Source organism: Haemophilus haemolyticus (assembly GCF_003351405.1).
GTDB lineage: Bacteria > Pseudomonadota > Gammaproteobacteria > Enterobacterales > Pasteurellaceae > Haemophilus > Haemophilus haemolyticus_N.
On record NZ_CP031240.1, the window covers coordinates 1,725,356 to 1,737,018 of the forward strand.

At 39.5% G+C, this 11,663-nt stretch carries 7 protein-coding genes; all 7 read right to left on the reverse strand.

The window, feature by feature from the left end:
* Positions 1 to 108: 108 nt before the first annotated feature.
* Entirely contained in the window at positions 109 to 1,539 is a 1,431-nt protein-coding gene (glgA, locus tag DV427_RS08560; RefSeq protein ID WP_114892028.1) for a glycogen synthase GlgA, read from the reverse strand.
* Between the two features lie 105 nt (positions 1,540 to 1,644).
* Positions 1,645 to 2,946, reverse strand: coding sequence for a glucose-1-phosphate adenylyltransferase (glgC, locus tag DV427_RS08565; protein WP_162790296.1), 1,302 nt, complete (start codon positions 2,944 to 2,946; stop codon positions 1,645 to 1,647).
* Positions 2,947 to 2,968: 22 nt separating this feature from the next.
* A complete protein-coding gene (glgX, locus tag DV427_RS08570; protein WP_114892030.1) occupies positions 2,969 to 4,945 on the reverse strand; it encodes a glycogen debranching protein GlgX in 1,977 nt (658 codons plus the stop codon).
* 3 nt (positions 4,946 to 4,948) lie between these two features.
* On the reverse strand, positions 4,949 to 7,138 hold the full coding sequence (gene glgB, locus DV427_RS08575; protein ID WP_114892031.1) for a 1,4-alpha-glucan branching protein GlgB: 2,190 nt from the start codon (positions 7,136 to 7,138) through the stop codon (positions 4,949 to 4,951).
* Between the two features lie 9 nt (positions 7,139 to 7,147).
* On the reverse strand, positions 7,148 to 9,238 hold the full coding sequence (malQ, locus tag DV427_RS08580) for a 4-alpha-glucanotransferase (protein ID WP_162790297.1): 2,091 nt from the start codon (positions 9,236 to 9,238) through the stop codon (positions 7,148 to 7,150).
* Positions 9,239 to 9,308: 70 nt separating this feature from the next.
* Complete coding sequence (locus DV427_RS08585) at positions 9,309 to 9,761, reverse strand: YcgN family cysteine cluster protein (RefSeq protein WP_162790298.1); 453 nt, start codon at positions 9,759 to 9,761, stop codon at positions 9,309 to 9,311.
* A gap of 77 nt (positions 9,762 to 9,838) precedes the next feature.
* On the reverse strand, positions 9,839 to 11,509 hold the full coding sequence (glnS, locus tag DV427_RS08590) for a glutamine--tRNA ligase (protein WP_114892034.1): 1,671 nt from the start codon (positions 11,507 to 11,509) through the stop codon (positions 9,839 to 9,841).
* Positions 11,510 to 11,663: the final 154 nt, after the last annotated feature.

Here is an 11,663-nt window from a genome sequence, read left to right on the forward strand (position 1 = left end):
AAATTCGGTTCAAATTTTATGCTTATCTTGTCGAAAAACAAGCATAATCACAGAGCTTGCAACAATAATCTACAAACAGACTGTTGCCCTTAACGTTTATAAATAAAACTACAAACGTTCATAAAGCGCACGATATTGTTCTGCTGCTTTACGCCAGCTGAAATCTTGTGTCATCGCATTCGCTCGCAATGCTGACCACACTCTCGGTTTTTGCCAAATATCAAACGCTTGTTGAATGCTTCTGCGTAAATCTTCAGCTGTCGCTTGCTCAAACACAAAACCAGTTGCCGTGCGATCTTTAATATTTTCCGGTGTGCTATCTACCACCGTATCGGCTAAACCACCCGTTTTACGAACAAGAGGAAGGGTGCCATATTGCAAACCATAAAGTTGTGTTAAGCCACAAGGCTCAAAACGGCTTGGCACTAAAATCACATCACCACCTGCCACTAATAAATGTGACAGTGTTTCATCGTAACCAATTTTGACTGCAACATTTTGTGGATAACGTTCAGCAAGCTCACGAATACCTTTTTCAAAGTGCGGTGCGCCAGAACCTAAAATCATCATCTGACCACTTTGTTTTACAATTTCATCCGCACTTTCAATCAATAAATCCACGCCTTTTTGCTCGGTTAAGCGGGTTACCATCACAAATGCCAATGCATTTTCATCTTGCGGTAAATTAAAATAAGCTTGCAGTTCAGCCTTATTCTGTTTTTTACCCGCCATATGTTTCAATTTGTAATGATGCTGAATATATTGATCGGCATTTGGATGCCAAATATTTTCATCTACACCATTAAGAATCCCCACTAAACGCCCTTGAGATTTTAAACCAGAAAGTAAACCTTCTAAACCATAGGCAAATTCAGGTGTTGTAATCTCTTTGGCATACGTCGGACTTACTGCTGTGCTAGCATCGGAGTAAAATAAGCCAGCTTTTAAATAGGAAATCTGTCCAAATAACTCTAAACCATCAACATTAAACATGCCTGCTGGCAATCCAATTTCAAATAAATGCTGATAATGGAATTGCCCTTGATACGCTAAATTATGGATTGTAAATACGGATTTTGCTGGACGGCCTTTATTAAATAAGTAAGCGGCACATAAACCTGCATGCCAATCATGAGCATGAACCACATCTGCACGCCACCAGCTATCTAAACCAGTGGATAATTCAGCACCAACCCAACCAAGTAAGGCAAAACGTTTATAGTTATCACCATAATCATTATAGTAACAATCGTGATATGGATTACCCTCACGCGCATATAAATGTGGCGCATCGATTAAATAAACGCCTACGCCATTATATTCGCCGTAGCGCAACACAACATGTCCCGCAAAATTATCAAATTCAGCCACAACTTGTGTATTAGAAATACCTGCAGAAATCGCTGGATACGCAGGCAATAAAATGCGTGCATCAAGCCCTATTTGATTTTGGGCTTGTGGCAAAGCTCCTAAAACATCGGCTAAACCGCCTGTTTTGAGGAGCGGATAAAATTCTGAGCAAACATGTAAAACTTTCATTTAATTTTTATTTTCCCTATAAAACATAAATAATGCTCGATCAACTCCCCTCTTTGCTAAAGAGTGGTTATAAAGTGCGGTCAAAATTCACCGCACTTTTCATCATTAATCTAAATGCTCTTCAGATACAACTTCTTCCCCTTCTAATTTTTTCAGCATTTTCGGGGTAACTAGAATTACTTTACCAGTTGAACTGATACGGAATCGTTTTTTATCTTCTTCCATATTCACACCAATTTCCATGCCATCAGGAATGATACATTCACGGTCTAGAATACAGTTTTTCAATATACAATTCTTACCGATTTTAACTTGTGGCAATACCACGCAATGATCCACTTTTGAGAAAGCATCAATTTTAACGCGATCGAATAGCACGGAATTACTGATAGAGGCATCAGTAATCACACAACCACCGCCAATTAAAGAATTATCGACTGGATGAACATTTGAATTTTTGTAGAAGAATTTTGACGGGTAAGCTTGAATTGGATTACCGCGAATTGGCCAACTTTGGTCATAAATATCAAGCTGTGGATTTTCAGATACTAAATCGATATTAGATTGCCAGAAGCTATCTAATGTACCCACATCACGCCAATAAATTTCACCTTCAGTATTACGTCCCATGCAAGAACGGCTGAAAGGATGCGCATAAAGGGTTTCTTCTGCTAAACATTTTGGTAATACATCTTTACCAAAATCGTGGCTAGTTTGTGGTGTATTGACCTCTCTCTCCAACATTTTGTAAAGATAATCTGCATCAAACACATAAATCCCCATTGATGCGAGTGAAATATCAGGTTTACCTACCATTGCCGGTGGATCTTTTGGTTTTTCAACAAAGGCTTTGACTTTTAAATTTTCGTTTACCGCCATGACACCAAATTCATGTGCTTCAGAGCGAGGTACTTCAATACAGCCCACCGTACATTTTGCACCACTGTTCACATGGTCCATCAACATGACGCTATAGTCTTGTTTGTAAATATGGTCACCCGCCAAGATCAAAACATATTTAGGGCGATAGTGATCACGAATAATCGCCATATTTTGATAAACAGCATCCGCCGTACCACGATACCAAGTTGAATCATCAATTTGTTGACGAGCAGGAAGCATATCAACAAACTCCCCTTTTTCTTGTGGTAAGAAAGACCAACCTGTTTGCAAATGACGAAGTAAAGAGTGTGCCGCGTATTGAGTCACTACCCCAATACGGTTCAAACCAGAGTTAATACAATTAGAAAGTGCAAAGTCAATAATACGGCGATTACCACCAAAATAAAGGGCGGGTTTTGCACGTTTATCGGTAAGTTCATGCAAGCGTGAACCACGTCCACCCGCAAGAATAAGCACCAAAGTATTTTTAACTAAATCATATTTGTTAAGGTCGACAGCTTTCATAAGGATCTCCATAGTCTTATAGTTATTCGTCACTCAGCATACAAAAGCCCATTGAGCTAAGCTCTGCTTGTTGTGCATCGAGGGTTAAATTATGTGTGCCGATTTGAGGTGTCCATTTTCCATCGGGTAAGTGAAAAACCTGTCCTTCGGCTTTGGCATTAATCAATAAAAGACAATGCTTATCTAAAACTACTTGTAATGCTTTGGTTTGTTGATTTTGCCAATCGTCAACTGTCATCTGGTTACCGTGAATGTTAAGCCATTGCACATTGTTACCTGACCACCATTGATTCCGATTTAAACTACCAATTTGCTTACGTGCTGCAATCGTTTGCTTGGTAAGTTCAAATAATTCCTTGTTAAAATTTGCCCATTTAAGCCAAGTAATCTTGTTATCTTGGCAATAGGCATTATTGTTACCATATTGAGTGTTGCCAAACTCATCACCTGCTAAAAGCATAGGCGTGCCATTCGCAAGTAATAAACTCATTAATAATCCGCTTTGTGCAAAAGTGCGATTATTTTCCACCGCACTTTTTTGCGGTTCAGAAAGGCATTCAGTAGAACCTTCTACTCCATGGTTATAACTGTAATTTTCATTGCGGCCATCACGATTTTCTTCGCCATTCGCTTCGTTATGTTTTTGGTTATAACTCACCAAATCTTGCATGACGAAACCATCATGGGCGGTAATAAAATTAAGCGTTGTGTGTGGTAAGCGATCATTTTTCTTAAATAAATCGCTAGAACCTGCAAAGCGTTCTGCAAATGCGCCAATTTCACCACTTTTCCATAACCAAAAACGGCAAAGATCATCACGAAAACGATCATTCCATTCCGCAAAGTAATTTGGGAAATTCCCGACTTGATAGCCGTAATGTCCTATATCCCACGGCTCTGCAATCAATTTAATATTTTGTAAACTTGGCTCATTTTTTATGTCAGTAAAAAGCTGAGCTGACGAGTTAAAATCTGGTGTATCACGCCCAAGCACCGAGGCTAAATCAAATCGAAAACCATCAACATGACACTGTTCAGCCCAATAACGTAAACAATCTACAACCCATTTTCGCCCAACATCAGAGGATAAATTGAGCATATTGCCGCAGCCTGTCCAATTGATATAACGCCCTTGCTCGTTGCGCCAATAGTAAGTTTGATCATCAATACCACGCTGGCAGAATGTTGGGTAAGTTTGCTCTGATTCTGCAGAATGGTTAAATACCACATCTAAAATAACTTCAATGCCCGCTTTGTGAAACGCCTTCACCATCGATTTAAATTCAGCTAATGGATTATTTGTTGCCGCATATTTAGGTTCCACTGCAAACATCGCTAAGGGATTATATCCCCAATAATTTTGTAAGCCTCGAGCTTGTAAGTGCGGTTCATTTATATAAAAATTTACAGGCAGCAACTCCACTGCTGTCACGCCTAATTCTTTTAAATAAGCTAAATTGATAGGATGACTTAAGCCCGCATAGGTGCCACGAAATTCAGCGGGAATCTTGTCGTTAAGTTGGCTAAAACCTTTAACGTGCAATTCATACACAATGGTTTCCGCCCAAGGCGTATTGGGTGCAGTTTCATTTTCCCAATCAAAATCTTCAGAAATAATCACCGCTCTTGGCGCAATATGAGCATTATCGCGATGATCATTCATCAAGAACCAAGAACGACTTTCTTCAGTAGTTAAATCCGGTTTACCATTCACCGCTTTTGCATAAGGATCGAGCATTAATTTATTCGGGTTAGCATGTTCACCGTGAATGCGGAATCCATATTCTGTCCCAACCTCAACGCCTGCTACAGCTAAATGCCATACATTATTTGTGCTAACCATAGGAAAGCGCGTTTCCTTATCGCCATTAAACAGGCAAACTTCAACACCACTCGCCGCAGCAGAAAACAATGCAAAATTAGTCACCTTCACACCATTCTCGGTGAATATTGAATAGCCCATTGGCGCTGGTTTGCCGTTGTTATAAATCGTAAACATATCTTACAAATTGTATTTCAAATAAACTGTCGCCAATGGTGGAATAGAAATCGAAATAGAATTTTCTCGTCCATGGCTTTCAATTTCTTCACTTGTTACATAGCCAAAATTGCCCACGTTAGAGCCTTGATAATACATAGAATCAGTATTCAGAATTTCTTCATAAGTGCCTGCAACATTTACCCCAATACGGTAATTATGGCGAGGCACAGGTGTGAAGTTACTGATGACAATAATGCGCTCACCATTTGAGCTGCGACGCTCAAAAGCAAATACAGAATTTGCCGCATCATCAACGACAAGCCAATCAAAGCCTTCAGGTGAATAATCCAATTCAAAGAGCGGTGAATTTTCTCGGTAAATATGATTCAAATCTTTTACTAATTTCAAAACGCCTTTATGCCAGCCACCACCGATATTTTCATCAAGCAAGAACCAGTCCAAACTTTCTTCGTAATTCCACTCACGACCTTGAGCAAATTCATTGCCCATAAAGAGCAATTTTTTACCCGGGTGCCCCCACATATAGCCGTAGTAAGCACGTAAGTTCGCAAATTTTTGCCATGCGTCTCCCGGCATTTTATCGAGGAGCGAATATTTGCCATGCACCACTTCATCATGCGAAAGCGGTAGCACAAAGTTTTCGCTGTATTGATACATCATCCCAAAAGTCATTTTATTGTGATGATATTGGCGGTAAATTGGGTCAAGCTGCATATAGGCGAGCGTATCGTTCATCCAGCCCATATTCCATTTGAAATTGAAACCTAATCCGCCGTTTTTGCTTGGGTGGGTTACGCCAGCAAAAGAGGTAGATTCTTCCGCAATAGAAATTGCCCCCGCCATTTCACTGTGAATTTTCCAGTTGGTATGTTTTAAAAACTCGATGGCTTCTAAATTTTCACGTCCGCCATATTGGTTTGGAATCCACTCACCTTCCGCTCGGCTGTAATCGCGGTAAATCATCGAAGCCACGGCATCCACGCGAATACCATCTACACCAAAACGTTCAAGCCAATACAGTGCATTACTGGATAAGAAATTTTTGACCTCATTACGCCCATAGTTATAAATCAAGGTATTCCAGTCTTGATGATAGCCTTCGCGAGGGTCTTCATGCTCATACAAAGCCGTGCCATCAAACGCGACTAAACCATGGGTATCACTTGGGAAATGACCTGGTACCCAATCTAAAATCACATTAATTCCCGCATCATGTGCACGTTTTACTAAACGACGGAATGCCTCAGGTGAACCAAAGCGACTGGTTGGCGAATAAAGCCCTAGTGGTTGATAGCCCCAAGAACCATCAAATGGAAATTCAGAAAGCGGTAAAAATTCTATATGGGTGAAGCCCATCTCTTTTACATAAGGAATTAATTCATCAGCAATTTGATCGTAATCTAGCCAAAAATTATTTTCTAAATTACGACGCCAAGATCCTAAATGTACTTCATAAATGGAAATCGGTTGATTCGCTTGATTTGCTTGACGACGTTGTTCCGTCATTTCCACCACATTTGGCAATGCACTCACTTGCGATGCTGTATCAGGGCGAAGTTGCGAACTAAAGGCAAAGGGATCGGCTTTCAAACGAAGATTGCCATGACAATCAATTAATTCAAACTTATAGAGCTGTCCTAAACTGGCTTTTGGTAAAAATAGCTCCCAAACACCACTTTTTAGATGAAAACGCATAGGATGACGGCGACCATCCCAATAGTTGAAATCACCAACAATAGAAACTCGTCTTGCATTAGGTGCCCATAAGCGGAAATTCACCCCGCTCACACCATCACATTCCATAAAATGCGCACCAAGCACTTCATATGGGCGAAGCATAGAACCTTCAGAAAGTAGCCATTGTTCTAAATCATCAATCATAGGATGAAAACGATAAGGATCTTCGACTATTTGCGATTCATTTCCCCAAAAAACCTGTAATTGATAAGCAAAAAAATGACGATAATTTGGAATAACACCAACAAAAAAGCCACGATCATCGACACAATCCAGTTCCGTTATTTCTTTACCACTTTCACGCTCAATCACCACCACTCGATTGGCATCTGGCAACAACGTACGGATTTCAATTCCTCGCTCAGTTTCATGCATACCAAGCGTAGCAAAAGGATCGCCATTGCTCGCATCAAAAAAACCATCAATAATTGTTTGTGTTACTGCGGTTGTCATATTTACTCCTTATACATTTCGCCCTTGGTTAATTTGCACAAAGAACGTTTTTAAAGCTTCATTGCTAAAAATAAACGCTAACGGTTGAGCAAGTTTCTTGCACCAGTTTGGGTATTCATTTGAGGTGCCCGGCAAATTAAAACTGATTTCTTGGCTAAGTAAATTTTCTAATTGCACACCAATCAATCGGCTGTTACTTTCCGCTAAATAATGATGGATCATTCGGTTTAAATGATCGTGCATCGCCATAGAAAGCGCATCGCCTTCATAATGCGGCGGTAAATAATTATCACGATGTAAACTATTTAATAAGTCTTGTTTATCCATGACACGTTGATCGTATTTTTGCTTAAGCACTTCCCCATTCAAAATACCGAGTTGATTAAATAATTCTAAATCACGGCAATGCCAAAAACTTTGTAATGAGGGAACATCATGCGTGCCAATAGTGGCATAAGCATTTCGAGGATAATCAGATATACGAGGAAATTCGCCATTTCGTTGGGCGAAATACAATACAAAATAAGAGAAAATTTGAAACTCGTTTAATTTCCACCGCACTTCATCAGGCACAGTGCCGAGATCTTCACCAATAATCAAACATTCATTGCGCACACTTTCAATGGCAAGAATCGCCATTAATTCATCAAAAGGATAATGCACATAAGCACCATCAGCCGCGGTTTTTCCTTCTGGAATCCACCACAAACGGAATAAGCCCATAACATGATCGATGCGTAGCACACCGAAATATTGCATATTGGCACGTAGCATATCGATAAATGGTGCAAAGCCACGTGCTTTTAGCACTGTTGGATTATAAGGTGGCAAATTCCAATTTTGCCCGACAGGGCCTAACGGATCGGGTGGCGCGCCAATAGAGGCATTTACACAATATAAATCAGGCTCGATCCATACATCAGCACTACCACGAGAACTATTCACCGCTAAATCGCCATAAATACCCAACTTCATACCAGATTGTTTACAAAGATTTTGTAATGCGGAAAGCTGTTCTTCCGAAAGCCATTGCAACCAAGCAAAAAATTGGATTTGCTCATGGTGTGTTTTTAATAGGGCTTTTCTTTTTGCCGCACTTAAATGTTGCCATTCCTTACGCCATCCAAGCCAACCTATGGTATTTTCTTCTGCTTGATGATCGGCGTGTTCTTGTAAATCTAATACATTAAATAGCCCCTGTAACAACAAAGGTTCACCTTTGTTTTTTAAATAATCGGCAAAGATTTTTCGACGTGTCGCAATTTCAGCGGATTGACTACGTTGAAAGAAATCAAATAGGGACTCAAGTGCGGTTAATTTTAAAGCCAAAATTGAAGAATAATCGACGCAATCACTTTCACGTAAAGCAGCAATTTTTGCTTGAATATCCTCACACTTAAACCAATTTTGCACTGAACGGTAACGCTTAAATTCTGGTAACTCTGGAATAGATAAATATAAAAAATTCAACCAACGACGAGAGGATGAACTATAAGGACTGGCCCAGTTTGGCACAGCAGGATACGGCAAATGTAATGGATTAATTCCCACATAATCTGCACCTTGTTTTGCACTTTGTTCAATCAAATAAGCTAAATCACCAAAATCGCCAATGCCCCAGTTTTGTTCTGAGCGTAAACTGTAAAGTTGCACATTCACGCCCCACACTTTTTTATTTTTTAATACGGGTGGTTGAAACGCTGTTTTAGGAGAAATAAGTAAACGAACAGCGTACTGTTCAGTATCAGAAAAAATAGATAATTGGTAATAGCCAAAAGGAAGTGGAGGCAAGGAAAGAGCGGATAAATTTGAAAGTGTTTTTTCTAACAGAATGGCATTAGATTCATCAATCAGCTGATAACGATATTCCACAGATGATGGCAAATCTAGACGATTGAGTCGATAATCAATCGGTTCATTTTCAAATGCAGCCAGTACATCGTCAAACTGTCCTTTCGCTTTTGGCGGAGGCTGCAAAAGCTCAACAAAAGTTGAAACCGTCTTTTCATCTGCAAAAATAAGATGTCCATCAATATCATAATGAGAAAGCGCGATACCGCATTTTTCTGCTTTTTGTTTGAGAGAATCCGAGATTTGCATAGACACCACATGACAACTGTATAACTCTTGTTAGGGATTATAACCAAGCTGAAAGTGATGACAACCAGCTTTATTTAAAAGTGTGATCTTCGTCAATAATAAATTCAAACCAATCAATCACATCGCGTTCATGCACACCATTTTTGATTAAAACATCAGCATTTTTCAAGGAGTCAGCATGGCCAGAAATGAGTGGATGCCATTCAGGGAGTGTTTTTCCTTCATAAAGCAAACGATAGGCACAAGTGTCAGGCAACCAATGAAAATCAGGTAAATTCTTTTTAGTGAGTTTGGTGCAATCGGTTTCAATTTTAAAACGCTCTGAATAATTACCGCACTTTCCTGTTTCCACATCTAAAAGGTTGCAAGCAATTCGGGTGTAATAAAGTTTTTGGCGTTTACCTCGCCCTTGAATATATTTGCGATAACAGCATTTCCCGCAGCCATCACATAAGGCTTCCCATTCGGATTCTGTCATTTCAAGCAGGGATTTTGTTTGCCAAAAATTAGGTTTAAGTTGCATACTGGATTGCATGGTAGATATAAATAAAAAGTGCGGTCAAAATCGCATTTATTTTGACCGCACTTGGTTGATTAAAATTAGAAGCCTTCTTTTAAGCTTACTGTTAAGTTAAATACCAAATGTTCAGGACGGCTATCTTTACTATCTGCACAGAAATAACCTTCACGTTCAAATTGATAACCTTTCTCTACTTCTGCAGCAACCAAGCTTTGTTCAACAAAACCATGTTTTACTACGAGAGAATGTGGATTTAACACGCTTTCAATATCATCTTCAGCACCTGGATTTGGCACGGTAAATAAGCGATCATACAAACGGAATTCAGCTGGATGATTATGTGCAGCAGAAACCCAGTGAATGACACCTTTCACTTTACGACCATCCGCTGGATTTTTACCTAAAGTTTCAGGATCGTAAGTACAGAAGATCGTGGTGATTTCACCATTTGCATCTTTTTCTACACGTTCCGCTTTAATCACATAAGCATTACGTAAACGTACTTCTTTACCCAATACTAAGCGTTTATATTGTTTGTTTGCTTCTTCACGGAAATCTGCGCGATCAATATAAAGCTCTTTCGTAAATGGTAATTGGCGTTCACCTAATTCAGGACGATTCGGGTGATTTGGCGCCGTTAAGGTTTCTTCGCCTGCAAAGTTTTCAATCACAACACGAACAGGATCAATCACCGCCATTGCGCGTGGTGCGTTTTCATTTAAATCTTCACGAATACAGGCTTCAAGTGCAGAATACTCTACAACGTTATCTTGTTTAGTCACACCGATACGACGACAGAATTCACGTAACGAAGCTGGGGTATAACCACGGCGACGTAAACCTGAAATCGTTGGCATACGAGGATCATTCCAACCGTCCACAATTCCGTCATTCACTAATTTTAATAATTTACGTTTAGAGGTTAAAGTACCTTCTAAATTTAAACGTGAAAATTCATATTGATGCGGTAATGGACGCTCAATACTGATATTTTCCAACACCCAATCATATAAACGACGGTTATCTTGGAACTCTAATGTACATAAAGAGTGTGTAATACGCTCAATTGCATCAGAGATACAATGAGTAAAATCGTACATTGGGTAAATGCACCATTTGTTACCGGTTTGGTGATGGCTAGCGAATTTAATGCGATAAATTACTGGATCACGCATGACCATAAATGGCGATGCCATATCAATTTTTGCACGTAAACTTGCTTTACCCTCTGCAAACTCACCGTTCTTCATTTTTTCAAATAACGCTAAGTTTTCTTCAATAGAGCGGTCACGATATGGGCTGTTTTTACCAGGCTCGGTTAAGGTACCACGATATTCACGCATTTCTTCTGGAGAAAGCTCATCCACATAAGCCAAGCCTTTTTTAATTAATTCAATCGCATAACCATAAAGCGCATCGAAGTAATCAGATGCATAACGCGGTTCACCTTCCCATTTGAAACCTAACCATTCCACGTCAGCTTTGATGGAATCTACATATTCCACGTCTTCTTTTACAGGGTTGGTATCATCAAAACGTAGGTTACATAAACCTTGATATTCTTTGGCTAAGCCGAAGTTTAAGCAAATCGATTTTGCATGGCCAATATGCAAATAACCGTTCGGCTCTGGTGGGAAACGGGTATGAACGCTTTTATGTTTACCCGAAGCTAAATCTTCATCAATAATTTGGGTAATAAAATTGTGAGTGCGAGTATTTTCTGCACTTTCTAGAATTTCTGTATTGCTCATAACTTTCTCATAAATAGAAAAAATAATTTTGCCATTCTATACGAAAAGCAAGGCTTTGTGAATTTGATCACCAAACTAACCGGACTTTCTATTTAATAACTTATGACTTTTTCAGCATTTTTGTTTAACAGTAAGATTTTTCGTGCAAAAAATA

Bases quoted from the DNA above. Each gene is read 5' to 3' on its own strand.
- malQ (WP_162790297.1), bottom strand. From the start codon at position 9,238: ATGCAAATCTCGGATTCTCTCAAACAAAAAGCAGAAAAATGCGGTATC.
- glgB (WP_114892031.1), bottom strand. From the start codon at position 7,138: ATGACAACCGCAGTAACACAAACAATTATTGATGGTTTTTTTGATGCG.
- glnS (WP_114892034.1), bottom strand. From the start codon at position 11,509: ATGAGCAATACAGAAATTCTAGAAAGTGCAGAAAATACTCGCACTCAC.
- glgA (WP_114892028.1), bottom strand. From the start codon at position 1,539: ATGAAAGTTTTACATGTTTGCTCAGAATTTTATCCGCTCCTCAAAACA.
- glgC (WP_162790296.1), bottom strand. From the start codon at position 2,946: ATGAAAGCTGTCGACCTTAACAAATATGATTTAGTTAAAAATACTTTG.
- glgX (WP_114892030.1), bottom strand. From the start codon at position 4,945: ATGTTTACGATTTATAACAACGGCAAACCAGCGCCAATGGGCTATTCA.
- DV427_RS08585 (WP_162790298.1), bottom strand. From the start codon at position 9,761: ATGCAACTTAAACCTAATTTTTGGCAAACAAAATCCCTGCTTGAAATG.